Source organism: Paractinoplanes atraurantiacus, from assembly GCF_900215205.1.
GTDB classification, from domain to species: Bacteria; Actinomycetota; Actinomycetes; order Mycobacteriales; family Micromonosporaceae; genus Actinoplanes; species Actinoplanes atraurantiacus.
The window spans coordinates 26129-50711 of sequence record NZ_OBDY01000014.1 but is presented as its reverse complement, the minus strand read 5'-3'; the positions used below and the strand labels follow the sequence as shown (position 1 = coordinate 50711).

General features: G+C 71.0%; 28 protein-coding genes. 14 read left to right on the top strand and 14 right to left on the bottom strand.

Annotated features, from left to right (window positions below; genetic code table 11):
* The first annotated feature begins 12 nt into the window (after nucleotides 1-12).
* From CRP55_RS28045 to CRP55_RS28020, 6 genes are all read left to right on the top strand, one after another.
* Nucleotides 13-282 (top strand): hypothetical protein, encoded by a 270-nt coding sequence (locus tag CRP55_RS28045; RefSeq protein WP_097323139.1) that lies wholly within the window; start codon nucleotides 13-15, stop codon nucleotides 280-282.
* On the top strand, nucleotides 279-524 hold the full coding sequence (locus CRP55_RS28040) for a hypothetical protein (RefSeq protein WP_245923414.1): 246 nt from the start codon (nucleotides 279-281) through the stop codon (nucleotides 522-524). The genes CRP55_RS28045 and CRP55_RS28040 overlap by 4 nt, the downstream gene beginning before the upstream one ends.
* Entirely contained in the window at nucleotides 521-1054 is a 534-nt protein-coding gene (locus CRP55_RS28035; RefSeq protein WP_245923413.1) for an EndoU domain-containing protein, read from the top strand. Before CRP55_RS28040 ends, CRP55_RS28035 begins: the two co-directional genes overlap by 4 nt.
* On the top strand, nucleotides 969-1397 hold the full coding sequence (locus CRP55_RS28030) for a hypothetical protein (protein WP_245923412.1): 429 nt from the start codon (nucleotides 969-971) through the stop codon (nucleotides 1395-1397). Before CRP55_RS28035 ends, CRP55_RS28030 begins: the two co-directional genes overlap by 86 nt.
* Nucleotides 1398-1483: 86 nt before the next feature.
* Entirely contained in the window at nucleotides 1484-1804 is a 321-nt protein-coding gene (locus CRP55_RS28025) for a hypothetical protein (protein ID WP_143234922.1), read from the top strand.
* Nucleotides 1801-2112, top strand: coding sequence for a hypothetical protein (locus tag CRP55_RS28020; RefSeq protein WP_143234920.1), 312 nt, complete (start codon nucleotides 1801-1803; stop codon nucleotides 2110-2112). Before CRP55_RS28025 ends, CRP55_RS28020 begins: the two co-directional genes overlap by 4 nt.
* A 19-nt stretch (nucleotides 2113-2131) precedes the next feature.
* On the opposite strand, the gene CRP55_RS28015 is transcribed toward CRP55_RS28020, so the two are convergent.
* Genes CRP55_RS28015 through CRP55_RS28005 form a run of 3 tightly spaced genes read right to left on the bottom strand, consistent with a single transcriptional unit; the run spans nucleotide 2132 to nucleotide 4994 of the window.
* Entirely contained in the window at nucleotides 2132-3184 is a 1053-nt protein-coding gene (locus CRP55_RS28015) for an aldo/keto reductase (RefSeq protein WP_097323135.1), read from the bottom strand.
* Complete coding sequence (locus CRP55_RS28010; protein WP_097323134.1) at nucleotides 3184-4158, bottom strand: alpha/beta hydrolase; 975 nt, start codon at nucleotides 4156-4158, stop codon at nucleotides 3184-3186. Before CRP55_RS28010 ends, CRP55_RS28015 begins: the two co-directional genes overlap by 1 nt.
* A 29-nt stretch (nucleotides 4159-4187) precedes the next feature.
* Nucleotides 4188-4994, bottom strand: a complete 807-nt coding sequence (locus CRP55_RS28005; RefSeq protein ID WP_097323133.1) for an alpha/beta fold hydrolase — start codon at nucleotides 4992-4994, stop codon at nucleotides 4188-4190.
* 145 nt (nucleotides 4995-5139) lie between these two features.
* Here CRP55_RS28005 and CRP55_RS28000 point away from each other — a divergent pair, with 145 nt between their 5' ends.
* Nucleotides 5140-5709, top strand: a complete 570-nt coding sequence (locus tag CRP55_RS28000; RefSeq protein WP_097323132.1) for a TetR/AcrR family transcriptional regulator — start codon at nucleotides 5140-5142, stop codon at nucleotides 5707-5709.
* A gap of 6 nt (nucleotides 5710-5715) precedes the next feature.
* On the opposite strand, the gene CRP55_RS27995 is transcribed toward CRP55_RS28000, so the two are convergent.
* The 5 genes from CRP55_RS27995 to CRP55_RS27975 all read right to left on the bottom strand — a co-directional run bounded on the left by CRP55_RS27995 (nucleotide 5716) and on the right by CRP55_RS27975 (nucleotide 10815).
* Nucleotides 5716-8442, bottom strand: coding sequence for an AAA family ATPase (locus CRP55_RS27995; protein ID WP_218854718.1), 2727 nt, complete (start codon nucleotides 8440-8442; stop codon nucleotides 5716-5718).
* Between the two features lie 130 nt (nucleotides 8443-8572).
* Complete coding sequence (locus tag CRP55_RS27990) at nucleotides 8573-9220, bottom strand: fasciclin domain-containing protein (RefSeq protein ID WP_097323130.1); 648 nt, start codon at nucleotides 9218-9220, stop codon at nucleotides 8573-8575.
* A gap of 81 nt (nucleotides 9221-9301) precedes the next feature.
* On the bottom strand, nucleotides 9302-10033 hold the full coding sequence (locus CRP55_RS27985) for an anti-sigma factor (protein WP_097323129.1): 732 nt from the start codon (nucleotides 10031-10033) through the stop codon (nucleotides 9302-9304).
* Nucleotides 9987-10568 carry an RNA polymerase sigma factor gene (locus CRP55_RS27980; protein WP_097323128.1) on the bottom strand — a complete coding sequence of 194 codons (582 nt, stop codon included), beginning with the start codon at nucleotides 10566-10568 and terminating at the stop codon, nucleotides 9987-9989. Before CRP55_RS27980 ends, CRP55_RS27985 begins: the two co-directional genes overlap by 47 nt.
* A gap of 64 nt (nucleotides 10569-10632) precedes the next feature.
* Complete coding sequence (locus CRP55_RS27975) at nucleotides 10633-10815, bottom strand: hypothetical protein (protein WP_097323127.1); 183 nt, start codon at nucleotides 10813-10815, stop codon at nucleotides 10633-10635.
* A gap of 255 nt (nucleotides 10816-11070) precedes the next feature.
* On the opposite strand from CRP55_RS27975, the gene CRP55_RS27970 reads away from it, so the two are divergent.
* Nucleotides 11071-11421 carry a PadR family transcriptional regulator gene (locus tag CRP55_RS27970; RefSeq protein WP_097323126.1) on the top strand — a complete coding sequence of 117 codons (351 nt, stop codon included), beginning with the start codon at nucleotides 11071-11073 and terminating at the stop codon, nucleotides 11419-11421.
* Nucleotides 11422-11426: 5 nt separating this feature from the next.
* Nucleotides 11427-12770: a permease prefix domain 1-containing protein gene (locus tag CRP55_RS27965; RefSeq protein WP_097323286.1), complete on the top strand. Its 1344-nt coding sequence runs from the start codon at nucleotides 11427-11429 to the stop codon at nucleotides 12768-12770.
* Here CRP55_RS27965 and CRP55_RS27960 read toward each other — a convergent pair whose 3' ends face one another.
* From CRP55_RS27960 to CRP55_RS27945, 4 genes are all read right to left on the bottom strand, one after another.
* Nucleotides 12771-13382: a DUF5701 family protein gene (locus CRP55_RS27960; protein WP_097323125.1), complete on the bottom strand. Its 612-nt coding sequence runs from the start codon at nucleotides 13380-13382 to the stop codon at nucleotides 12771-12773.
* A 67-nt stretch (nucleotides 13383-13449) separates the two neighbouring features.
* Complete coding sequence (locus tag CRP55_RS27955; RefSeq protein WP_097323124.1) at nucleotides 13450-15564, bottom strand: DUF4153 domain-containing protein; 2115 nt, start codon at nucleotides 15562-15564, stop codon at nucleotides 13450-13452.
* A 96-nt stretch (nucleotides 15565-15660) separates the two neighbouring features.
* Nucleotides 15661-16314, bottom strand: coding sequence for a response regulator (locus CRP55_RS27950; protein WP_097323123.1), 654 nt, complete (start codon nucleotides 16312-16314; stop codon nucleotides 15661-15663).
* A complete protein-coding gene (locus tag CRP55_RS27945) occupies nucleotides 16311-17546 on the bottom strand; it encodes a sensor histidine kinase (protein ID WP_179855356.1) in 1236 nt (411 codons plus the stop codon). Before CRP55_RS27945 ends, CRP55_RS27950 begins: the two co-directional genes overlap by 4 nt.
* 101 nt (nucleotides 17547-17647) lie before the next feature.
* Between CRP55_RS27945 and CRP55_RS27940 the strand changes: the two genes are divergently transcribed.
* Genes CRP55_RS27940 through CRP55_RS27930 form a run of 3 tightly spaced genes read left to right on the top strand, consistent with a single transcriptional unit; the run spans nucleotide 17648 to nucleotide 19918 of the window.
* On the top strand, nucleotides 17648-18238 hold the full coding sequence (locus tag CRP55_RS27940; protein WP_097323121.1) for a hypothetical protein: 591 nt from the start codon (nucleotides 17648-17650) through the stop codon (nucleotides 18236-18238).
* Between the two features lie 41 nt (nucleotides 18239-18279).
* Nucleotides 18280-18918 carry a GntR family transcriptional regulator gene (locus CRP55_RS27935; RefSeq protein WP_218854717.1) on the top strand — a complete coding sequence of 213 codons (639 nt, stop codon included), beginning with the start codon at nucleotides 18280-18282 and terminating at the stop codon, nucleotides 18916-18918.
* Complete coding sequence (locus CRP55_RS27930) at nucleotides 18905-19918, top strand: 1-aminocyclopropane-1-carboxylate deaminase (protein ID WP_097323120.1); 1014 nt, start codon at nucleotides 18905-18907, stop codon at nucleotides 19916-19918. Before CRP55_RS27935 ends, CRP55_RS27930 begins: the two co-directional genes overlap by 14 nt.
* A gap of 4 nt (nucleotides 19919-19922) precedes the next feature.
* Here CRP55_RS27930 and CRP55_RS27925 read toward each other — a convergent pair whose 3' ends face one another.
* Both CRP55_RS27925 and CRP55_RS27920 read right to left on the bottom strand, forming a co-directional pair.
* Nucleotides 19923-21470 carry a phospholipase D-like domain-containing protein gene (locus CRP55_RS27925; RefSeq protein WP_097323119.1) on the bottom strand — a complete coding sequence of 516 codons (1548 nt, stop codon included), beginning with the start codon at nucleotides 21468-21470 and terminating at the stop codon, nucleotides 19923-19925.
* Nucleotides 21471-21502: 32 nt separating this feature from the next.
* Nucleotides 21503-22531 carry a LacI family DNA-binding transcriptional regulator gene (locus CRP55_RS27920; protein ID WP_097323118.1) on the bottom strand — a complete coding sequence of 343 codons (1029 nt, stop codon included), beginning with the start codon at nucleotides 22529-22531 and terminating at the stop codon, nucleotides 21503-21505.
* Nucleotides 22532-22833: 302 nt separating this feature from the next.
* Between CRP55_RS27920 and CRP55_RS27915 the strand changes: the two genes are divergently transcribed.
* Both CRP55_RS27915 and CRP55_RS27910 read left to right on the top strand, forming a co-directional pair.
* On the top strand, nucleotides 22834-23748 hold the full coding sequence (locus CRP55_RS27915; protein ID WP_245923411.1) for a carbohydrate ABC transporter permease: 915 nt from the start codon (nucleotides 22834-22836) through the stop codon (nucleotides 23746-23748).
* Nucleotides 23745-24566, top strand: coding sequence for a carbohydrate ABC transporter permease (locus tag CRP55_RS27910; RefSeq protein WP_097323116.1), 822 nt, complete (start codon nucleotides 23745-23747; stop codon nucleotides 24564-24566). Before CRP55_RS27915 ends, CRP55_RS27910 begins: the two co-directional genes overlap by 4 nt.
* Nucleotides 24567-24583: the final 17 nt, after the last annotated feature.

Sequence of the window (24583 nt, the reverse complement as noted above, 5' to 3'; positions counted from 1 at the left end):
CACGCTGCTTCCATGGCGACGCGGATCGAGGATCTCGAGCTGGAGCCTTCGGCGCTACGGCTGAGCGGCGAGGAATTGGCGCGGGAGATCGAGTCGGCCGTCAACGCCGCGCTCGCCGATTTGCAGAGCAGGGCGGTGGCCGTCGCCGGTTCAGCCGACCTCGGCGCGCTCACCAACGAACTCAAGGACATCCAATTCAACGCCGAGCGCCAGTTCGCAAAGCTGACCGCGTCGCTGGTCGAGGCGCAGGAGCAGCTCACCCGCCGAGCCGGTGACCGATGACCGGCTTCGCGGTCGATCCCGAGCGTCTCTCGGCGTCCGGGTCGGCGCTGCAGAGCGTCGCCTCCCGGCTTTCGTCGGAGTTGTCGTCGTTCAAGTCCGAGCTGGCCGGATTCGGCGCGCCCTGGGGGAGCGACGACATCGGTTCGCTGATCGGCGCCGCTCACGACGAGGTGTCGTCGTGGGCCTTCGAGTGCTACCAGGACGCTCTAAGACGCGCAGGCGTTCCCGCCCGGATCGAATGAATCCGCACTTCACGACCCATACCATCGGCGGCGGCCACGTGCGGCCGGGCCAATCCAAGGGCTCCGGCTATCACTATCGCCCGGGCGGCGAGGACTTCCCCGACCGCCGGCTCGTGCCCGGCTCGGAGGTTACCTACCCGAACGGCGTGTACGAGGCGGAGCCCGAGTTCTTCGACCCGACAATGAACCCGCCGGCCGGCGCCTGGAAGCCGAAAGCCGGCAACGGCGGCGTCAGCACATTCTTCCCCAATGACTGGACGCCTGCGCAGGTGGACAACGCGGTGGCAGGTGCTTTCAAGAACTCCACGCCGCTCCCCGGCAACATGTGGGCCGGTACCTACAAATGGCGTGACAATAAGAGGCTTCTACAACGAGGCCGGTGGCTTCACGCACGGCTGGCCTGTTCCCTAGCGCATCGAGGGGCTCGCGGTGGGTGTTGTCAGCTTGGGAATCGATCCCACGTACGGCCTGCCTGTGTATCAGGTCGAGGACCAGCGGTACGACCTGTTGGGTCAGTGGCTGACCGCTGACCTCGACAGGTTCTTTCTGGTCACCCTGGACGCGCTGGCGATGGCCGATGACGTGGCTCGCGGCGAGCCGCCGTTCGAGGAATGGAGCAGCGAGAACTACGCCGTGTCGTTTACGCCGTCGGCGCTGGTGATCACCAATCTGAGGGTGCCCGGTGCCGAGGGAGAGTTCCCGGCCGATGTCGCCCGCGCGGCGATCGAGGAGTACTGGCGTTTCCTGGTTTCCCAGCCGGAACGGCCGGCCGTCCGGCAGTACCGCCCCGACCTCCTGAAATGGCAGGCCGACCTGCTCCGATGGGAGGAGAAGTGGGGCCGCACCCACCCGTACCGGGGACGGCTCTTCTGACGTCTTGATGGGCGAGCACTGTGGGCCGCTGGGATGAGATGATCACGCGCTCATGATGTTCGGGTGCGATGACTGGTGAGGCCTCGGTGAGGGTGCTTCTTGTGCTGGAGACGCTGGTCCACGTTGGTGTCCTGGCCGTGGGCTTCGGGTGGGTGATGCGGCGACGGCGGTGGCTGGGGCGTGTGGCGTGGCCGGCGGCGGGTGGGCTGGCGCTGCTGGCCGTGGCCGCGCTCGGCGACGTCGCATGGCTGTTGTTCACGCTGGGGCTGGTCGAGGGCAGGGTGTCGAGTGCCTGGACTTTGACGTACGTGCGCTGGAACTCGACGATCGGGACGGCCACGGGGATGGCCACCGTGGGTGGCATGCTGGCCCTGGCCGGATCCGTGTTCCTCAGGAGAACGGCATGATGTTCAGCGCGGCCTACTCGGTCGTCCTCGTCGCTGGGCTGGTCGCTTCGCTGCTGTGGCGCCGAATGCTGGGATCGGCCGCGGGCCCGGCGGCGGCCGGTTTCGCCTTGCTGGTCGTGGGCGACCTCGCCCCGGTGGTCTGGGAGACGTGGGGGAGCGGTTTCGGCCGCCCGGCCGCGGACGGGCACCTGCCGGGCCTCACCGACCTTCCCCCCGGCCTGGTCGTGAGCGAACTGCTGCTGATGGCGGGGAACGCGGCCGGGGTGACGTTCCTCGTCGTGGCTGTGATGCGGCGCGCGCGGCCCTGACCGCCGAACCGGTCGCCGGTCAGGCGACCGGGCGGATTCGGTCGAAGCGGTCGGCCGCGCCACCAAGGACCGGATCCGCGTACGTGTGCAGGGCGCTCTGCGGATAGTCCAGCGGCGGTTCGCTCACCGCGTCCAGAGTGGCCAGATGTTCCGCGGCCGGCTCCAGGTCGAGAGCGGCCAGGTAGTCGTCGAGCTGGCCGAGGGTGCGGGGGCCGATGACCGGGACAATCGCGGTGGCCCAGCGGCGGCTGGTGTGGCGCAGCCAGGCCATCGCGATCCGGGCCGGTTTCTCGCCGGTCAGGGCGGCGATGTCGAGCAGGGCGTCGACGGTCGCGATCTTCTGGGGTGTGTCTTCCCGCTGGCCGATGGCGATCGGGCCGGACAGGCGGCCCTGTTCCCGGGCGCGGTACTTGCCGGTGAGCAGGCCGCCGCCGAGTGGGGAGTAGAGCATGACGCCGAGGCCGAGCGCCTCGGCGGCGGGCAGCAGCTCGCGGTCGGCGCCGCGGTCGGCCAGGTTGTACTCGATCTGCAGGCCGGCCAGTGTCGCCGACCGGCCGGCCCGGTCGGCGACGCCGGCGGCGTGGGTGGCGCGCCAGGCCGGGAAGTTCGACAGGCCACCGTGCAGGATGTCGCCGGCGCGTACCAGGTCGTCCAGGGCGCCCACGATCTCCTCGCCGGGGGTGACCGAGTCGGGGTGGTGGACCAGATAGAGGTCGAGGTGGTCGGTGCCGAGCCGGGCGAGCGAGGCGTGCAGGGCGGCCCGCATGGCCTTGCGGCTGTTGCCGGTGCGGGTGACGCCGAGGTCGGGGTGGGCGCCGAGGGTGAACTTGCCGGCCAGGACGAACTTGTCCCGGTCGGCGCCGAGCAGGTCGCCCAGGATCTGCTCGGCCTCGCCGAAGCCGTAGACGTCGGCGGTGTCGAGCAGGGTGCCGCCGGCCTCGGCGAAGCGGCCGAGGATCGCCCGGGCGTCGTCCCGGGTGGCGCCGCCCCAGTTGGTGCCGAAGGAAGCGGTGCCGAGGGCGTACTCGGAGACCCGCAGGCCGGTCCGGGTGCCGAAAGTGGTGTATCGCATCAGTTCTCCTGTACGGGGTGCGGCACGGTGGAGAGGCGGGCGAGCAGGCGGGCGATCCAGGCCGCTCGGGTCTCGCGGGCGGCTGTCGACAGGGCCGCGTCGGGGGCGAGCAGCTCGAACAGGTGGTAGCCGCCGGGCCAGATGTGCAGTTCGGCTTCGCCGCCGGCGGCCCACAGCGCGGACGCGTACGCCACGTCCTCGTCGCGGAAGACCTCGGCCGAGCCCGCCTCGACGTATGTGGGTGGCAGGTTGGTGAGGTCGCCGGCTCGCGCCGCCGACTCGTACGCGGTGATCCGGCCGGTGCCCCGCCGGTCGCCGAGGTAGAAGTCCCAGCCGGTGTTGTTGCTGGTCCGGTCCCAGATGCCGATGCCGTCGATCTGGCGGGCGGAGACGCTGTCGTTGTGCTCGTCGAGCATGGCGTACATCAGCACCTGCCCGGCCAGGGCGGGGAAGCCGCGGTCGCGGGCCATCAGCGTGATGCCGGCGGCCAGTCCGCCTCCGGCGCTGCCACCGATGGTGATCAGCTTGTCCGGGTCGATGCCGAGCTCGGCCGCGTGCTTCGAGGTCCAGACCAGGGCGGTGTACGAGTCCTCGAGTGCCGCCGGGGCCGGATGCTCCGGCGCGAGCCGGTATTCGACGGTGACCACGACCGCCCCGAACCGTTCGACGTAGTCGACGACGGGCGCGACGCCGACGAACCGGTCGCCGAAGATCATGCCGCCGACATGGGTGAAGAAGAAGCCGGGTGCCTGCTCCGACGGATGCGCGGGCCGGAAGATCGAGACGGTGACGCCGTCCGCGTCGCGTACCTCGTGGGTGATCGGGCGTCCTTCGAGCAGCTGTTCCAGCGTCGGTGTGAAGCCGGGGCCCCGCAGAGCGGGCAGATGCGATGGCAGCAGGGTCGGGGTGATGGACTGGTTGACGACGTCGAGCACGGTCTTGAGCTCGGGGTCGAACGGCGGCGGGGTCATCATGGCTGCTCCTTGAGAGGGGTGCGGGACGGTCATCGCCCGGCCGCCTGCTCGATGACGGCGGCGATGGTGGCGGGCTGCTCGAGCGGGGACAGGTGGTCGGCGGTGACGGTGGTGACGTGGCCGTGGGCGCGGCCGGCCATGGCCCGCTGCTCGGCGGCCGGGATGACCTGGTCGCGGGTGCCGACGACGAACCAGCTCGGCAGCTTCTTCCAGGCGGGTGCGCCGGAGGGCTCCTGCAGCGCGCCGGCGGCGATCGGCGTCTGGGCGGCGGCGAGCGCCCGGCCGGTGGCCGTGGGCAGGTGCGCGGCGAAGATCCGCGGGAACTGGTCGCGCTTGACGTACAGGTCGACGTCGCCGGCCGGAAGCGACGGGTCCTGCACGGCGTCGAAGACGGTTTCGGCCGGGGCGGCCAGCGCCGAGCCGGGCTTGGCGCCGGTCAGCTGGACGATGGTCTCGCCGGCGTCCGGGGCGTAGGCGTCGATGTAGGCCAGCGCGGTGACCCGCGGGGCCTGCCCGGCGGCGTTGGTGATGACGGCTCCGCCGTACGAGTGCCCGGCCAGCACGACCGGGCCGGTGGTGGCCTGGTTGACGAAGGCGGCCACCGAGGCGGCGTCGGCGGCCAGGCCGCGCAGCGGATTCGGGGCGTTGAGCACGGTGTAGCCGCGGCGCTGGAGCAGCGCGGTGACCGGGGCGAAGCTCGACGCGTCGGCCCAGGCGCCGTGCACCAGCACGACGGTCGGCTTGGCGCTGCCGTGAGCGAGGGCCGGCGCGGCGGACACGGTGGCGATCGCGGCGATCGCCGTCGCGGCGGCGGCGATCCTTCGGGTGCGGTTCATGGGGTGCCTCCTGTCGTTGCGGAATGACCGATCATTCCGTTTGTTTGCTGAAGCTAATCACCGGTGAATCCACGGGAACAAGGGGGCAGTGACGCCGGTTACCTATGACGGAAGGAACGATCATTCCGAGTTGTAGGATGGCGTCATGGCGAGTACAAAGCGCGCGATCGCGCCGCGCGATCAGCTCCTGCGGACGGCGAGCCGCCTGTTCTACACCGAGGGCATCAACGGCGTCGGCGTCGAGCGCATCCTCCAGGAGTCGGGCGTCACCCGCACCACGATGTACCGCCACTTCGACGGTAAGGAAGCGCTCGTCGTCGCGTACCTGGAGGACGAGGACTCTCGCATGAAGGAGCTGTGGGACGTCGGCCTGGCCCGGGCGGTCTCACCCCAGCACAAGCTGGAACTGGCCATCGAGGGGATCGCCTCCGACGCCGCCGACCGCCACACCCTCGGCTGCCCGTTCATCAAGGCGGCCGGTGAGTTCCCCGACCCGCAGAGCGCGGTCCGTCAGGTTGTCACCCGGCACCGCGCCTGGTTCCACGACGACCTGCGCGCCATGCTGACCGAGGCCGGCCGCGAGGACGTGGAGCTCAAGGCCGAGGCCCTCGCGATGCTGCGCGACTCCCTGCTGATCGGAAGTTTCCTCGACGACAAGGACAGCGCCCGCCGGACCTTCGTGCGCACCGCCCGCCTGATCGCCGGCCTGAGCTGATTTCCGCTATCCGGGGAAGCGGTCTTCCAGGGCCTCCGCCAGCTCGGTGCGGGAGCGGATGCCGGTCTTCTGGAAGACGCCGCGCAAGTGGTGCTCGACAGTTCGGACGCTGATGAACAGGCGGGTGGCCACCTCGCGGTTGGACAGTCCGTCGCGGGCCAGGCGGGCCACGTTCAGCTCCTGCACGGTCAGCTCGTCGTCGACCGCCGCCTTGCGAGAGCGTGCCGTCTCGCCCGTGGCCGCCAGTTCGAGGCCGGCCCGGGCCGCGAAGGCGGTCGCCCCCTGCTCCGTCAAGCGCTGGTGGGCGGCGCGGAGCTGTTCGCGGGCGTCGACGCGGCGCCGGTTGCGGCGCAGCCATTCGCCGTACGACAGTCTCGCCCGTCCCTCGTAGACCGTCATGCCCGCCCGCCCGAACCGTTCGATCGCCTCCCGATGGTGTCCCTCCCCATCGGCGCTGGTCAGGGCGCGGGCCGCCGCCAGCGATCCGAGCGCCCAGTCCCCTCCGACGGCCTCGGTCAGGTCGGTCAGCTCGGCCAGGGCTCGGGTGGCCAGATCGCGGTCGCCCACCCGCACCGCCGCCTCGACCAGCTCGCCGAGGATGCGGGACGAGTAACTCACCTCGCGGATGTGCGGCAGCTCGGCACTGCCCGCGGACACCGCCTCGCCGTACCGGCCGAGGCCGTTGGCCACGATCGCCTCGGCGAAGTGGGCGATGCTCAGGACGCTGCCGTCGCCCCGGGCGACCGCGCCGGTGCGGATCTCCTCCGCGTGACGCCGGGTCGCCTCGGCGTCTCCCCGCCAGGCCGCCGTCAGCAACCGGATGTGGCGCGGGAAGGGGTGACCCGTCAGGTCGTTGATCAGGTCGATCTCGTCGGCGAGCGCCGTCGCGTCGGCCAGGCGCCCCTCGGCCAGTGCGGCCGATCCCGCGAACGAGAGCGCCACCGGCAGGCTCAGCAGCAGGCCACCGGCGCGGGCCGCGGTGACCTGCCGGTCGGCCAGGGTGCGGAACGATTGGAGGTCCCACAGGTCGATGGCCGCGGTGCAGTCGCAGCCCAGCCACTGCGGCGCGATGAGGTCGTGCGGCCCGTCGAGCAGCCCGGCCACCGCCCGCCTCAGCACCGGCAGGGCCGCGGCGCGGTCGCCGGCGCCGACCAGGGCCTGCCCGCGGACGAGCATGTCGACGGGATGCGCGGAGTCCTCGCTGATCGCGTCGAGCACGGCCCGGCCCACCTCGGCTCTGCGCTGCCGGGCGTCGCTGCTGGGCAGGCCGCTGGCGAAGACGGCGGTGAACATCGCCTCGTGATAGGTGGTGCGGGCCAGTTCCGGCTCCGGGCCGGTCAGCCGCCGGGCCGCGGCGAGCAGGTCGTACGCGACCGAGGAGTCCCGGCTGGTCTGGTAGGCCACCTGCGCACGCAGCCGATCCGCGACGGCCGCGTCCCGCTCAGTGGGGAAATCGCCGGTCAGCAACAGGCTCGCCCGTTGCGGGGCGCCCGAGTCGAGCCGCGACTGGGCGGCCGCGAGCCGCCGTCGCACCCGGCCGGCCGGCTCGGGGCTCAGGGCCGCGGCTCGCTCGAGCAGGGCCGCCGCGGCGGCGGCGCCGCCCCGGCCCCGCGCCCGCCCGGCCGAGGCGGTGAGCTCGGCGGCGATCTCCTCATCCGGTTCGGTCGCGGCTTGACCGCGATGCCAGGCGCGCTGATCCGGGTCGTCGTCGAGGGCGCCGGCGAGAACGGCGTGGGCGCGGCGGCGGTCGGCGGCGCTCGCGGCGCCGTAGACCGCGGACCGGACGAGCGGGTGACGGAACCACACCCCGGACCCGATGGTCAGAGCCCCGGCCTGCTCGACCGCGTCGGCGACCTCGGGGCCCAGTCCGGCGCTCCGCATGGCCCGCCGCAACAGGTCCGGGTCTCCCGTGGGATCGGCCGCGGCCAGCAGAAGCAGTTGGTGAGCCGGCTCGGGGAGCGGCTGGAGCTGGGACAGGAGACTCTGCTCGATGCGGGCGGTGAGCGGCGTCGCGCCCCCGGCCGGATCGGTGTAGCGCAGCGCCCGGGGCAGCTCCCGCAGAGCCAGGGGGTTGCCCGCGGCCTCGACGAGGAAACGGTCCAGGACGCGGGGGTCGGTCTCGCTCGGCGCCCGGCCCAGCAGCGCCCGGGCCTCCGGTTCGGCCAGCCCGCCCAGCTCGAGCCGGGGCAGGCCCTCGAAGTCGGCACCGGCCGACCGGGTCACGAAGACGAAGGCGATGCCTTCCGAGGCGAGCCGGCGGGCGGCGAAGGTCAGCACCCGGCGGGAGGCCTCGTCCAGCCACTGGGCGTCGTCGACCAGGCAGAACAGGGGGCCTTCGTCGGCCAGCACCCCGAGCACGGCCAGGCCGACGAGGAAGGGGCTGGGCGGCGGGGCCGACCGCAGTCCCAGCGCCGTCTCCAGCGCGATCCGCTGCGGCTCGGGCAGCTGGTCCGCCCTCAGATCACCGAGGAGCTGGTGGAGACCGGCGTACGGAAAATCGCTCTCCGATTGCACCCCGACCGCCCGTAGGACCCGCACGCCGGTCGTGTCGAGGCTGCCGGCCAGAGCGGTCTTGCCGATGCCGGCCTCGCCGCACACGACCAGCGCCGCGCTGACACCGCCGCGGGCGCCGTCGATCAGACCCTGGAGGACGGCGCGTTCCCGTTCCCGGCCGAGCAGCTCGGGCACGGATGCGAAGCCGCCGCCGGCACCGGACTCCACTGATGCGACCACGCCCCACCGTAACGCACCTGATCATGAGGGGGCGCCCGCCATCGATGCGATGGGGGCGCCCGCCGGATGATGCTGACGGCATGAGCAAGAACTACCCGCCGTCGTGGTGAAGAAGTCGCGGTGATGAAGGTCAGGGCAGGTTGATCGGGCGCAGGACCCGGTCGATGCCGTGGGCGATCTGCTTGTTGCCCTTGTTCACGTCGAACCGGTTGATCCGCGGGTTGCGGTCGTTGCGGTCGGCGTCGATCAGCGCGATGCGCTTGTGCCAGCGCGGGCCGTAGACGTCAACCTTGATCGTTGAGCCGGCCGCGGTCTTCAGCTTGGCGCCGTCGGCCTTGAGGGCGGCTTTGCGGTCGATCGTGCTGCCCGGGATCACGTGGTAGAGCAGGACCGACTCGACGGTGTTGATGCCGAGACCGGCGACGGCGGTAAAGGCCGCCTTCTCGGCGGGCAGGCGCTTGGAGTGCTGGATGTCGGCCACGAGCCGGCGGAAGGCCAGGTCGTTGGGGATGAACGCGGTGACCGGGGTCTTGCCGTCGGCCAGCACCTTGACCGGGCTGGCCGGCTTGGCCTTCAGGACGGCCTGGACGGCGGCGGTCAGGATGTCGTAGTCGTAACCGTTACGGTCGAAGCCGCTCTTGTCCGCGGTCAGCACCGCGGCCAGAGACCTGGTGCCCAGCGGCTTGGTCTTGCTGCCGTGTGCGCTGGCCGGAGCGGCGGTAAGGGCGGAGGCGACGATGGCGGCGGTCGCGACGGCGGCGGCTCGGGTGATCCTCATTGTCGGGCGTCCTTTCCGGGTACGGGGTGGCTGCGGTGCCACCACCCCGTACTTCGCCCGGCGTGCGCCGGCTGGATGCACCTAACTCGTCAGAGTTCCGCGCAGCAGGCTGAGACCCGAATGGGTCGCGTCGCCGTCGTGCGGTTCGTCGCTGACGTCGACCAGGCGGAACCGGTTCAGGTCGGTGCCCGGTGGCACGGGCAGCAGCGCCTCGGTCTTGTCGGAGAGGTTGCCGATGGCCACCATCTTGCCCGGGTTGTCCGGGTCGAGCAGCCACACCTCGTGGAAGCCGGTGGTCAGCGGCAGGTTGCGGACATCGATGCGCAGTTGCCCGTCGGAGAGCACCTGCACGTCACCGCCGGCGTTCGGCGGCACGGTCTTCAACGGCTCGAGCGTGGCCCGCGCCGTCACCTGCTCGGCCGGCGCACGGCCGGTCAGCCGGTCCACCGCGATCACACCGGCCACCGCGAGGACCGCCGCCGCGGCCGCGGCGAGCACCGGCGTCAGCCATCGGGGCCGGGACCGGCGGGACCGGGCCCGTGCCGCCTCGAGATCGACGACCGGGGCCGCCGCCGGCAGGGCCGGCTCGGCTGACCGGGCGATGCCGGCCTCGATGGCCTGCCAGACGTGCTCCGGCGGAGGGGGCAGATCACGCAGCTCCTGCCCGGCCGAGCCGAGCTCGGCCACGTGGCGCAGGGCCTGCATCTCGTGCCGGCAGACGTCGCACTGCGTCAGGTGATCGGCCTCGTTCAGTTCCTCGAGTTCTTCAGAGAGCGCGAGTAGGACCAGCCGATCGGGATCCAAATGTTGCACCGTCCACCTCCCAACGACGTCGCAGGTTGGCCATTCCCCGGCGGATATGGCTCTTGACCGTACCGAGCGGCAGTCCGGTGACCGCCGCGATCTGTGGATGAGTGAGATCGTCGAAGAACGCCAGTTCCAGTGTGCGCCGTTGTTCCGCCGGCAGCCGGGAGAGCTCGTCGGCGACCACGAGCCGGTCCACCGTCCGCTCGGGTGTCTGCTCGGGGTCCGGTGGCGGCGGTTGCTGAGCCTGGACGACCTGGGCCGTCCGCTGCTCGCGGGCCGCCCACCGCAGCCGGTCGACGGCCTTGCGCCGGGCGATGCCGAGCAGCCAGCCCAGCAGGCTCCCGCGCTGGGGATCGAAGCTGTCCCGGCCGGTCCAAGCCGCCACGAACGTCAGCTGGGTGACGTCCTCGGCGTCGGCCCGGTTGCCCAGAAGCCGTTGGGCCAGATAAAGCACGGCGGAACCATGCCGGTCGTACGCCGTACGCAGTGCCGTCTCGTCGCCGTCGCGTAACCGCTCGGCGAGCTCGTCGTCGGAGCTCATCGACCTCCTTCCTCCGATAAGGGTTCACCTGTCAGTTCGCTCGGCGGCCCCGCCGCGGTTGCAGTCAGGCCCGGCTTTTCTGCCCGGGAGTGATGTAGTCGATCCACACCACGTCGCCGGTGACCGGCAGTGTCACGTCGGCCCCGTTGGTGGCCGCGCCCCGGTTCGGCAGGTTGACGCTGTGCTTCTCGGCCCCGTCGACCAGGACGGTGAGGCGTAGGTTGCCGGTTGTCGTCGCGTAGCGCAAGCCGAGGGTGCGGCCGCTCGTGACGTGGTCGAACGCCAGGGACGCGCCGTTGGCGTAGACCAGCGCCGTCCGGTCGTTGGAGGCGGTGGCGCCGCCCTGCGGCAGGCCGGCGTACTCGCCCTCGGAACGGCCCGGCCCGGAGAAGTCGGGCGTGACGCCGGCCGGGCGGGGGAACCGCGGGTCGAAACAGGCCTTTCCCTGCGCGATGCCTAGAACTACTATGCCTCGTACTTCTAGGTATGAAGGAGGCGCCTCGTGCGCGTGACCAAAGACCTGGTGGCCGCCTCGGCGACGCCCATCGTGCTCGGCATCCTCGCCGAGGGCGAGAGTTACGGCTACGCCCTCCTGCGGCGCATCGGTGAGCTGTCCGGCGGCGAGCTGGACTGGACCGAGGGCTTCCTCTACCCCCTGCTGCACCGGCTGGAGCGGCTCGGCCACGTCGAGGCGAGCTGGCAGGCGGTCGCGGGGGAGCGCCGCCGCAAGTACTACCGCATCACCAAGCAGGGCCGGGCCGAGCTGGCCGAGCAACAACGTCAATGGCAGACCGTGGTCGGCGCGCTCAAGCAGGTCTGGCCACAGTTCATCCCGCTGGAGGGCACCGCGTGACGGTCATGGACGGCAAGGACGAGCTGGAGGACCAGTTCGTGCAGTGGCGGGAGTACGTGCGCCGCCGGCCCGAGCTCGCCGAGTCCGACGCCGACGAACTCGAGGATCACCTGCGCGACTCGGTCGACGAGCTGGTGACGCTCGGGCTGAGCCGCGACGAGGCGTTCCTCGTCGCGGTCAAGCGGATGGGCGGGCTGGACGACCTGTCCCGCGAGTTCGCCCGCGAGCACTCCGAACGGCTGTGGAAGCAGCTGATGTTCACCGGCGAGCCCGGCGATCCGGTGAAGAAGAACCGCGACCTTTACGCGATGCTGGCCTGCGCGACCGGCGCCGCTGTCTCGATCAAGGTGCCGGCCCTGTTCGGGCTGTCCCTGGATGACATCGCCACCAGTCTCAGCCTGTTCGCGTTGCCGTGGCTGGCCGGCTTCCTGCTGTGGCGTCGCCGTCCGGCGCCTTGGGTGTACGGGGTTCTGGTGGCCCTGTTCGCGCTCGGCGCTGTCGTGGCGAACGCCTACCCGGCCGGTGACGACTCCCAGTCGATCGGCCTGATCATCACGCATCTGCCGGCGGCGCTGTGGCTGGTGCTGGGCCTGGCCTACGTGTCCGACGACCTGCGCTCGTCCCGGCGGCGCATGGACTTCATCCGCTTCACCGGCGAGTGGTTCGTCTACCTCGTCCTGATGATGCTCGGTGGCGGGGTTCTCATCGCCTTCCTCTACGGCATCTTCGACGCGATCGGCCTCCACGCCGACGCTCTCATCGAGGACTGGGTGGTGCCGTGCGGCATCGTGGCCGCGGCCGTCGTCGGCGGCTGGCTGGTCGAGGTCAAACAGGGCGTCATCGAGAACATCGCGCCGGTCCTCACCCGGCTCTTCACCCCGCTGTTCACCGTCACGCTGCTGGCCTACCTCGTCGTCATCGGCTGGAACGGCCGCGGCATCGAGGTCGACCGCAGCACGCTGGTCATGTTCGACCTGCTGCTCGCGGTGGTCCTCGGCCTGCTGCTGTACTCGCTGTCGGCCCGCGACCCGCGGGCGCCGCGCGGTCCGTTCGACGTCATGCAGCTCGCCCTGGTGATCAGCGCCCTGCTCATCGACGCTCTGGTGCTCTACACGATGGCCGGCCGGATCGCCGAGTACGGCACCACCCCCAACAACGTGACGGCGATCGGCCAGAACATCGTGCTGCTGGTCAATCTGGCCTGGTCGGCGTGGTTGCTGTGGGGGTTCGTCCGCCGGCGGTCCGGCTTCGCGGCCATCGAGCGATGGCAAACCCTTTATTTGCCGGTGTACGCCGTGTGGTTCTGGACGGTCGTCCTCATCCTGCCCCTGGTGTTCGGCTTCCGCTGATCACGCTCGGGATCGGGCGGAGGCGAAGCCGAGCCACGTGTGCCGGTTGCCGGCCCAGCACCAGCCGATCTTCGGGGCCCGGCGGTGGGTGGCGCCGTCACGGCCGGTCCCGTTGCTGATCCAGATGGCGGGGGTCCGGGCGTCGAGGGTGCCGCCCTTGGGCTTGCGGGAGCCGATGGTCATGAAGCAGTGGTTGGGCTCCAGCATCTGCGGCTCCTGGAGCAGCCAGCTGATGCCCTCGTTGACGGTGAGCGGCGTGCGCCCGCGCTCGAGGATCGCGGGCAGCGCCTCGTTCGGGCTCCAGTTGCGCATGTCGTCGCCGCGGTCGGGTTCGCGGATGAGATAGAGCGGCCCGGCGGGCACGTCGAGGCCGTCGAGGGGAACGAACTCCTCCAGGTCGGTCATGTCCTCGACGACGAAGCCGGGCTTGTCGCGGTGGCGCAGCAGCGGCGCCAGTTGACGGGCGGTGGCCAGCGTGGGGTGTACGGCCAGCACGCTGCCCGGTTCGTCGGGCAGCGTGGCGACGTGGGCGACGAGTTCGGCCGAGCTCCTACCGGTGACGTCGGCGAGACCGGCGTCGAGCAGGCGGTCCAGTTGCGGGGTCAGGCTCATACGACGCCTAACTCCGTATGGCTTACGGATTATTCCGGTGCTCCGGCCGAAACCGGAGCACCGTCGCTCATCGTCGTGTCTTGGGCAGGTCGAACTGGTCGGCCGCCTTGCAGTCCTTCTGGGTGCCGATGGCGGCCGGGCCCAGCTCGTCGAGCGCCTCGCGGGCTCGTTGGCGGCCGAGGTTCCACGCGTACCAGGGGTCGGGCTCCTTGAGGTCCTCGGCGATCCAGCTGAGCGTGCACCGGCGTACGGGATCTGGCAATTCGGTCAAAGCCGGAGTCGCGTCGGCTGAGAGAGCCCGCAGATACCAGGCGTCGATCTTGCCCGAGCCTTCGTAACGGGCGGCGTTGCGGCTGGCCACATAGCCCTCGGGATCGAGGACGGCCAGGCCGAGCAGCATCACGACGGCGAGACCGACGGTCGAGGCGGGAATCCAGCGGCCCTGCCACTTGATGCCGGCGGCCGCGATCATCACGAAGATGACGCCGAGCAGCATCTCCGACGCCATGACGAAGATGCGCTCGCCGGTGAAGCTGTAAACGCGCTGGTACTCCCACATCCGCGACAGCGCGGAAGCCACGATGACGACACTCAAGGCACAGAGCAGGCCCAGGAGTACGCGCAACAAGAGCCGTTCCGCCCGCGTGTCCCGCTTCGACCAGCGGGCCAGGGCGGCGATCAGGGCCAGCGACAGCAGCGTGACCGCGACCAGTTGCCAGAAGCCGCTGCGGGCGTACTGCGAATAGCTGAGCCCGGCCGTCTTGAGCACGTGCCGGCTCCCGCCGAACAGCACGGTGAACTGCACCGCCACGAAACCGGCGAACAGCAGCACGAGCGCGGCGCCGGCCGGCGCCCACTCGATCAGGCCGAACCGGCCCTTGCCGCCGGTGTCCATGCTGGAGGTCTTCGGCGGCGCGGAGAGCGTGTAGACGCCGGACACGGCGAGCAGGCCACCGGCCGCCGCCAGGAAGATCCACTGGAAGATCGCGCCGATGTTGAAGTCGGGCACGGCGTCGTCCAGCAGCTGCGAGAAGGCGACATCGGCGGACGACAGCAGCGCACCGAAGACGAGCAGCACGACGGCGGTGAGAGCGGCCGAGAAGAAGATCCGCCGGGTGATGCCCGGATTGCGGCCGCCCTTGACGTGCCGGCGCACCCAGGGGATGCCGGCGAACGCGGCGTACGGGGCGGCGACCAGGCTGAACAGGATCGACCGGACCTGCCGGCCGCCGACGATGGCCAGCGCGGTGCAGCCGATCGCGCCCAGCACGCTGAACGTCACCAGCCACCACGCGTTGCGGAAGGCCGGGATGAGCATGAGGGCCAGGGCGGCGGCGGCCCAGCCGGAACGGATCAGCCGTTCCCGGCGCGACAGGTCCTTGGACGGCCGGACCGCGAACCCGACGCCCAAGGTCAGCGCCAGCCAGGCGAGGAACCAGCCGATGCCGACCCGGTCCAGCGGCAGGAAAGCCAGGAAGCCGAGGGCGCCGGTGAGCACGCCGGCCGGCACGGCCCAGCCCTTGGCCTGCTTCGGGCCGGGCCAGTGCTTCTTGCGGAACTCCTGCCAGGCGCTCGGCGGCCGCTCGTAGATCGGGAAGGGGCGCGCCTGGTTGTGGTACGGCTGAGGATGCGGTTGCTGCGCGAGCACGGCTTGCGGGCTCGGCGGCGGTGTAACCCGGGGCTCCGCGACGGCGGCGACCGGCGTTGCCGCGGGTCGCCCCGCTTGATCAGCCGGCCTGGAGGCGGCGGCCGGTGCCGATGGTTCAACCGGCTTGGGGGCGGCGGGCTGAGAGGCGGCCTGCTCGGGGGTCGCCTGCTTAGGGGCGGCCTGTGGCGGGGCGGCCTGCTCGGCGGTCGCCTGCTTGGGGGCGGCCTGTGGCGGGGCGGTCTGTTGCGGGGTGGCCTGTGGCGGGGCGGCCTGCTCGGCGGTCGCCTGCTCGGCGACGGCCTGCGGCGGGGCAGCCTGTTTGGGGGCCGCCCCCTCGACCTGGACCATCGGGAGGAACACCGCGAATCCTCGTGTTCCCGACGGGATCTGGACGGGGATCGCCCAGGTCGTCTCGCCCTCGGCGCCCGGCCAGACGATCGACGGAAGAGCGTCGGTCGGCGGCATGACCAGCAGCTGGGGAACGTTCTCGGCCTGGTCGGGGGGACCGGGCTGCTTCGGTGGCAGGTCCGCCACTGCACCCTCCTGGGTTGGTCGGAGCGGCGACTTCTACGTGAGGACGGGTCCGTATCGCCGCGACGCCCAGAGAGTAGACCAGGAGAGCAAGGGTCTCTACCCGACGAGGCCGATTTCGTAGGCCAGGATCACCGCCTGGACGCGGTTGCGCAGGTCCAGTTTGGCCAGAACGCTGCCGACGTGGGTCTTGACCGTCGCCTCGGAGACCACGAGCTGGTCGGCGATCTCGGTGTTGGACAGGCCGGCGGCCACCGCCCGGAGCACTTCGCGCTCACGCGGCGTCAGCCGGTCGAGGACCGCCTGGACCCGCCCGGCCGGCGCGGGCAGGCGGGCGGTGTAGGCGGTGATCAGGCTCCGGGTGACCCGCGGCGAGACGACCGCGTCGCCGTCGGCCACCGCCCGAACGGCCCGGGTCAGCTCGTCGACCGGCACGTCCTTGAGGACGAAGCCGCTCGCGCCCGCGCGCAGGGCCGCGAAGGCGTACTCGTCGAGGTCGAAGGTGGTCAGAATGAGCACGCGGGCCGCCGGGTCGCGGGCCATGATCCGGTGGGTGGCCTCGATCCCGTCGACGCCGGGCATGCGCACGTCCATGAGGATCACGTCCGGCCGTACCTCCGAGGTCAGCCGCACCGCCTCGGCCCCGTCCGGCGCCTCGCCGACCACGTCGATGTCGCCGGCCTCCTCGAGGATCATCCGGAACCCGGCCCGGATGAGCGCCTGGTCGTCGACCAGCAACAGCCGGATCGTCATCGCGCCGCGGCCTCGGCCGGCAGAACCAGATCGGCGTGCACACGCCAGCCGCCGCGGGGGTCGGGCCCCGCGGTGACCGTGCCCGCGTAGACCGCGGCCCGCTCCCGCATGCCGACGATCCCGTGGCCGCCTTTTGTACGGCCCTCGACGCCGTCTGAAGCCCGCTCCGAGGGGCGGCTCGTGGTGCGTTCCGCAGCGTGCTCCGAAATGCGTTCCGAGGCGCGGGCCGAGGGGGAAGCTCCGTCGTCGTGCACGTCGACGGTTACCGAGGTGGGACCGCGGGTGACGGTGACGCTGATCCGGCAGGGAGCGATCGCGTGCTTGAGCGTGTTGGTCAAAGCCTCCTGCACGATGCGGTAGACCGCCAGCTCGGCGCCGGGCGGCATGCCGTCGGCCGTGTCGGTGACGGCCGACTCGACGGTCAGACCGGTCGACCGGACCTGGTCGAGCAGGTCGCCGAGCTGGGCGAGACCGGGCTGCGGATGGCGAGGCTGGACGGGATAGGGCTGGGGAAGACGGTCGTCGAGGGCTGGGGCTTCGTGCAGGAGGCCGAGCAACCGGCGTGTCTCGGTGAGGGCCTGGCGGCCGGTGGCGGCGACCTGGCGCATGGCCTCGCCGGCCCGTTGTGGTTCGCGCGCCTGTTTGCGGACGGCGCCCTCGGACAGGGTCACCATGACGGCCAGGCTGTGGGCGATGATGTCGTGCATCTCCGCGGCGATCCGCGTGCGCTCGGCGACGGCCGCCCGCTGGACGGCGGCGCTCAGGGCCTCGCGCCGCTGCCGCGCGGTGACCCCCAGCAGCAGGGCGGCCACCACCGGGCCGGACAGCAGCAGGAACGTCTCGGCCCACGATCCGGTGCCGGCCCACGAGCCGCTCTCCGGCCAGCGGACGGCGGCCAGCACGGCGCCCACCTCGACGACACCGGCCGCCACGATCGCCACGCGCATCGGATGGCGGCTCGCCACCGTGTAGAGGTAGACCAGCAGGGCCAGGTCGGCCGCCAGCCGCACGTCGGCCGCCCATTGGGTCAGCGCCACGACCGCCGCGAAGGCGAATGTCCACAGCGGGAACCGCCGCCGCCACACGAGTGGGACCACGAGCAGGACGCTGAACAGCACGTACGCGCCGAACTGCGGGTCGTCGTGCGCGGCGTGATAGCGGAGCTGGGGCACCGTCACGGCCGCCACGACCACCGCCGGCGCCGCGTCGATCGCCACCTGCCGAAGCCTCATGCGGGCCAGCGTAGGCCTCATCCTTTAGTCGTAGACCGCCGCAAAGAAGACCATCACCAGGCCCGAGGACTTCACGCCGGGTCTTTCCTACGGTCGGATCCATGCCCTTCGAGACCAGCCCGGCTTACGACCGCGTGCTGGCCGACGACCGGAACTATCACCTCGTGTTCCTCGTCGTCGGCGGCCTCTTCACCGTCCTCCTGCTGCTGCTCTGCGTGTTCTCGTGGGCGAGGTGGAGGCGGGCCGGACGCCGCACCTTCGAGCGGCGCACCTACCTGGGTTTCGGGGTGGCGAGCCTGGTCCTCGGCCTGTTCACGGTCGTGGCCTGGTGGGCGAACCTGACCAGCGTCGCCGACCCGCGGAAGACGCTGGCCGGGACGGCCTTCTCGCCGGTCGGGCGGAGCTGGCTCGAGTCCGGCCGCGCCGAGCTCTCACCCGCGCTGCAGCAGGCGATCGACGAGCGGCTCGCCTGGCAGCGGCCCAAGGCCGTCATCTGCGCCGTCCTGCTCGTGGCCGCGGTGGCGCTGACCGTGTACCTCTGGCGGAAGGCCCTCGGCCGGCCCGCCGGCCGCCGGCTGCTGGTGGGCGGCGGTGTCGTGTCGGCCGCGGCCTGTGTGCTGTTGATGCTGATGGTCATCGGTAACACGGAAGGCGCGCTGGCACCACTGACCCTGACCGTGATCTACGGCTGAGCAGGCTTGTTTAAATCGGAGCTGATATCTAACATTTCAGTGTGGAGAAGGTGGGACGGAACCTGCTGCGCGATGCCGCCTACGAGCGGCTGCGCGCCGCGATCGTGGACGGCACGCTCGAGCCGGGCCTCATTCTGCGCGGCGACGACATCGCCGAGCGGTTGGGCCTGTCCCGGGCGCCGATTCGGGACGCCCTCAGCCGGCTCACGACCGAGGGGCTGGTGGAGAGCAAGCCGCAGAGCTTCACCCGGGTGACACCGCTGGTGGAGAAGGATGTCCGCGACGCCGCCGCGGTCGTGGGGGCGATGCACGACCTGGCCCTGCGGTCCGTCGCGCTCTCCGCCGAGCAGCTCGACCGGATGCGGGCGGCCGGTGAGCGCTTCGCCGCGGCCGTCCGTGCCGGTGACCTCGACGCGGCCCTGGAGGCGGACGACGCCCTGCACGCCGTGCCCGTGCTCGCCTGCGGCAACGCCGCCGCGGCGATGACCATCGAACGTTTCACCCCGCTGATCCGCCGCGCGGAACGCCTGCTCTGGGCCTCGCCGCACGGGGAGCGCTCCATACGCCAGCACGACGAGCTGATCGCCGCCCTGTCCGAGCCGGACACCACGCGGGCGCTGGCCGTCAACCGCACCATCTGGGGCCACATCCACCAGGGAGACGACCGTGCCGCTGACTGACTTCGACCGCTATCCGTTGCTGTTCGGCCCCTCGCCCGTGCACCGGCTCGACCGGCTCACCCGCCACCTCGGCGGGGCCGCGCTCTGGGCCAAGCGTGAGGACTGCAACTCCGGTATCGCGTACGGCGGGAACAAGACCCGCAAACTCGAATACCTGGTCGCCGACGCGCTCGCCCAGGGCTGCGACACGCTCGTCTCGATCGGCGGTGTGCAGTCCAACCACACTCGTCAGGTGGCGGCCGTGGCGGCGTACGCCGGACTGAAGTGCGTGCTGGTTCAGGAGAGCTGGGTCGACTGGCCGGACAGTGTCTACGACAAGGTCGGAAACATCCTGATCAGCCGGCTCGCCGGCGCCGACGTGCGGCTGGTCAAGGCCGGCTTCGGCATCGGCTTCAAACAGAGCTGGGACCTCGCGCTGGCCGAGGTCGAGGCGGCCGGTGGCAAGCCGTACGCGATTCCGGCCGGCGCCTCCGATCATCGGCTGGGCGGGCTGGGTTTCGCCGGTTGGGCCGCCGAGGTCGCCCGGCAGGAGACCGAGCTGGGGGTCTTCTTCGACACCATCCTGGTCTGCTCGGTGACCGGCAGCACCCAGGCCGGCATGATCGCCGGCTTCGCGGCGCTCGGCGACGACCGGCCCCGCCGGGTCCTGGGCATCGACGGCTCGGCCAAGCCGGCCGAGACCCGCGATCAGGTGGCCCGCATCGCCCGCGCCACCGCCGCCCTGATCGGCGTGGACCGCGAGCTCGCCGAGGAGGAGATCCTGCTCGACGACCGCTACCACGCCGGAACCTACGGCATCGCCGACGAGGCGACGATCGAGGCGATGAAGCTCGGCGCCCGCACCGAGGGCATGGTCACCGACCCGGTCTACGAGGGTAAGAGCCTGGCCGCGGCCATCGACCTCATCTCCCGCAAGGAGATCCCGGCCGACGCGACCGTGCTGTACGCGCACCTGGGCGGCCAGCCGGCGCTGAACGCGTACTCCGCGTTGTTCTCCTGAGGGTTCAGCGAATCTCCCGGCGCCAGACCGCGGAGGACCAGCGGGCCGGGGTCAGGGCCCGCTCGGCCGGGGCGAAGCCGGCCGGCAGGCCCGGGCGGCGCCAGGTGTCCGGTGGGTGGCCGGCCGGCAGCCACTCGCGGCGCCAGATGCCCAGGGCGGTGTCGAGGTCGGTCAGGGCCGGCATCAGTTCGTCGTCGAGCGGCGTGCGCAGATGCTCGGCCCACAACCGGGTGCGCAGGTCGCGGACCAGCGGGCCGTTGGTGACGAAGGTGGACGTGATCTCGCTGTCGGTGCCGGCCATCGAGCGGCTGAAGAAGTTCGCCGAGCCGATGCTGGCGAACACGTCGTCGACGAGCATCAGCTTGGTGTGCACGGTCAGGTTGTCGACGCGGTACATGACCACGTTGCGGCGGCAGTCGGCCGGCAGCCGGGCCAGGATCCGCCACCGCAGGTCGCGGGTGATCACCGGGCGGACCGTGCTGTCGCGGCCGTCGGCCGGGTCGCGGCGCCCGGAGCCGATCAGGATGATTTTGACGCCGCGCTCGGCCGCCGCGCGCAACTGGCCGTAGAGCTGGAACCGCGGGTCGCCGCCGGGCGACTCGTGAAAGTACTGGTCCTCGAGATAGATGTAGCGTTCGGCGGCGCCGATCGCGGTGGTCATCGAGTGGTAGATCTCCTGGATGCCGGCCCGGACGACGTTCGCCCGGCGCATCCGGCGCAGTCCCCGATGGCGGTAGAGCGACCACGGCCGGTAGGAGCGCACGACCTGCACCGCCGTCCCGTCCGCCGGGTGCTCCGGCTGCGCGGGCACCGGTGGCAGTTCGCGCGGCGGGTCCAGCGGGTTGACCGACGTGTACGGCAGGGCGGCGGTGTTCTGCCAGCGGAAGCGGAACGTCTCCCACACCCGTACGGCCGCCGGGCCTCTCAGACGGGCCGCCGCGTCGTGCCATCCCCATCGGTGGGCGCCGAGCTTCAGCCGGTGGTGCGGGTTGTGGTCGAAGCGGCTGGGGGAGAGGTCAAGACCGCCGACGTACGCCGTGAGCACCCCGTCGTGCCGGAAGACCACGAGTTTCTGGTGGTTGGAGCCGAGCACCGGGCCCGACCAGTCGAGCAGCACCCGGTCGGCCAGCGGCAGCACGGCGTCGTGGACCGGCGACTTCCAGGACCGGATCACCTGGGCGGCGATGGCGTTGGCCCGGAACGGCCCGACCGGCAGCCACGGCACGCCACCGGAGAACTCGGCCGCGCTGAGCACGATGCGTACATCTGTGCCGCCTGCCGCCTTTTCCGCGAGCACATCGGTGAACGGCCGATATCCGGTCTCGCCGGCGATGCGCCCGGTGAGGTCGAGATGAGGGTCGGCCTGGTAGCTGGCGATGTAGACGGCGTCGCCGGGGCCGAGGTCGCGCATGTGCCCGGCCAGCTCGGTGAAGTAGGCGACGCCGTCGATGATCGGCTCGAAGTGGGAGTTCTCGGCGAAGACCGGGCACGCCTCGGTGGCCGGCGGCAGGTACCGGCCGATCAGATCAGTCAGCGACGATGCGTGCGGCATGTCCGTGATTACACCGGAAGCCGGCCACGCCGTCACGTGTGGGGTGCGGCCCGCGCCGTGGTGCGCCGGACGGCCAGGGTGGGCGACAGCTTCACCTGGACCGTGCGGCGTTCCCGGTCGGTGATGCGGCCGATGACCAAGCGGGCGGCGTCGGCGCCCATCTGGCGGCCGTCCTGGTCGACGCTGGTCAGCGAGATCGGGCCGAACGAGGCCAGGGCGCTGTTGTCGTAGCCGGCCACCGAGATGTCGCCGGGCACCGACAGGCCGGCCTCGGCGATCGCCTCCAGGGCGCCCAGCGCGACGACGTCGGCACCGGCGAAGACGGCGGTGGGGCGCTCGGCGCGGGTCAGCAGCTGTTTGGCGCCCACATAGCCGCCCTCGTGGGTGTAGCTGGTCGAGGCGATGTCGATGAACTCGGACAGGCCGCGCCGGGTCATCGCCTCCCGATATCCGTTGGCCCGCTGGGCGTTGGGCATCTCGGCCAGGCGTACCCGGTCGGTCTCGTGGTGCTCGATGTGCGCGATGCGGCGGTGGCCCAGGTCGGCCAGGTGGTCGACGACCAGGGCGGCGCCGACCACGTCGTCGTCGGTGACGCTGTCGTACGTGGGGGAGGAGCCGTGCCGGCCGACGACCACGGTCGGCGTGGCCCGAGCCACCTCGGTCAGGCGCTTCTTCGACGACACCGGCGCGATCAGGATCAGCCCGTCCATGCTGCGGTCGGTCATCGCGTCGATGACGCGGGCCTCCTCCTTCTCGCCGTTGCAGCCGGGGGCGATCAGCACCTGGTAGTCGGTGCCGCCGAGCTGCGCGGTGATGCCGTCGATGATGTCGGCGAAGAACAGGTTGCGCAGCTCCGGGATCATCACGCCGATGGTGTACGTCTGCCCGCGCAGCCCGCGGGCGGCGGCGTTCGGGCGGTAGCCGAGCTCGGCGATGGCCTGTTGCACCTTGGCGCGCATGGCGGGACTGGCCCCGTACGCGTTGCGCAGCACCTTGGACACGGCCGTGGTGGAGACCTGGGCGTGCCGCGCGACGTCGATGATGGTGACCCGCTTGTCCATGACGAGAGCCTACTGATCAGCTGGTGAGGGGCGCTGTGGAGCGCCGCGCGGCGAGCCGGAGGGCTTCACCTGGGCCGTCGGGCGTGCCGGACCGGCGATGTGCTCGAGGAGGAGGCGCGCCGCGGTGGCGCCGATGCGGTGCCCGTTCTGTGCACCTCTCCTTTGCGTAAATCGTTGCCCACTTCAAGAATTTCGGCTCTTGACGATATTTGGCACGCGCTCGTAAGGTCGGCGAAACATTTGGAAAACGTTACCCACGTCCGACCGTAGCTTCTGAAACGCTTCAACCGAAGTGGGTCCCCGTGACATCTGACCTCAAGAGCCGGCCGGCGGTAGCCACCACCGCGGTCGCCGTTCGTCGCTCGCGCACCACACCGCCCTGGTGGTTCATGCTTCCGGCGCTGGCGCTGTTCACCTTCGTCGTGCTGGTGCCGAGCGGCCGGGGCGTCTACTACGCCTTCACCGACTGGGACGGGCTCGACCCCGACTTCGCCTTCGTCGGCCTGCGCAACTTCACCGACATGCTCGGCGACGAGGACGCGCTCCAGGCGATCTGGCACACGGTCCTCATCGCGGTCGCCATCACGATCATCCAGAACGGAATCGGCCTGCTGCTCGCCCTCGGCGTCAACAGCCTGATCAAGACCCGGAACGTCCTGCGGGTGCTGCTGTTCGCCCCCGCGGTGGTCACGCCGATCGTCACCGCCTATCTGTGGCGCAACCTGCTCGGCCCCGACGGCGCGGTCAACGCCGTGCTCGGGCCGTGGGGCAGGGACTGGCTCGGCGACCCCGACCTGGCCCTCTGGATGATCGTCGTGGTCGTGGTCTGGCAGTTCGCCGGCTACTCGATGGTCATCTTCCTGGCCGGTCTGCAATCCATCCCGCGCGAGATCTACGAGGCGGCCGCGATCGACGGCACCGGGCCGGTCCGCCGCTTCTGGTCCATCGTCCGGCCGCTGCTGGCGCCGGCCATCACCATCAACCTGATGCTGTCGATCATCGGCGGGATCAAGCTCTTCGACCAGGTGTACGCCCTGACGGGCGGCGGCCCGGGCCACGCGACCGACACCATCTCGACCCTGATCTACAAGGACGCCTTCACGCTCGGCGAGTTCGGCTACAGCATCGCCCTGGCCGTCGTCCTCACGATCATCGTCGCCATCGCCTCCGGCGCCCAGTACACCGTGCTCAACCGCAACGAGAAGGCGGCATCGTGAACCGCTACACCAAGCGCACCTTCGCCCTCGAAATGCTCATGATCGCGGTCGGGATCGTCTTCGCCTTCCCGGTCTACGTGCTGGTCAACCTGGCCGTCCGGCCGCCCTCGGACACGTCCTCGCCGATCAGCCCGACCACCTCGCCGACCTTCGCCAACTTCACCGGCGCCTGGCGCGAGGCCGGCCTGGGCGGCGCCCTGATCAACAGCGTGCTGGTGACCGTGGTCAGCGTCGCCATCGTGCTGGCCGTCTCGGCGCTGGCCGCCTATCCCTTGGCCCGCTCCACGGCCCGCTGGTCACGCACCACGTTCCTGGTCATCATGCTGGGCCTGATCCTGCCTTTCCAGCTGGCGTCCCTGCCGCTCTACCAGACCGTCCGGGACCTGGGGCTGCTCGGCTCGGTCTGGTCCCTCGTCCTGTTCTATTCAGGACTTCAAGTTCCATTCACGACCTTCCTGTACGTGGGTTTCCTGCGCGCCCTTCCTCGCGACTTCGAGGAAGCGGCGTCGATCGACGGCGCCTCACCGTTCACTATGTTCCGCTACGTCGTGCTGCCCATGCTCAAACCGATCACCGTGACCGCGCTGGTGCTCAACGCGGTGGCCGTCTGGAACGACTTCTTCACCCCGCTGCTCTATCTGAGCGGCAGCGACCAGCAGACCGTCCCGGTCGCGGTGGCCGGCTTCGTCGGCCAGTTCGTCTCCGACTGGAACCTCATCTTCGCCGCCCTGCTGATCAGCATCATCCCGGTGCTGGCGGTCTACCTGGCGCTGCAGCGCTCCATCATCAACGGCTTCGCCGGCGGCCTCAAAGGATGACACCCCTCTATTGATCT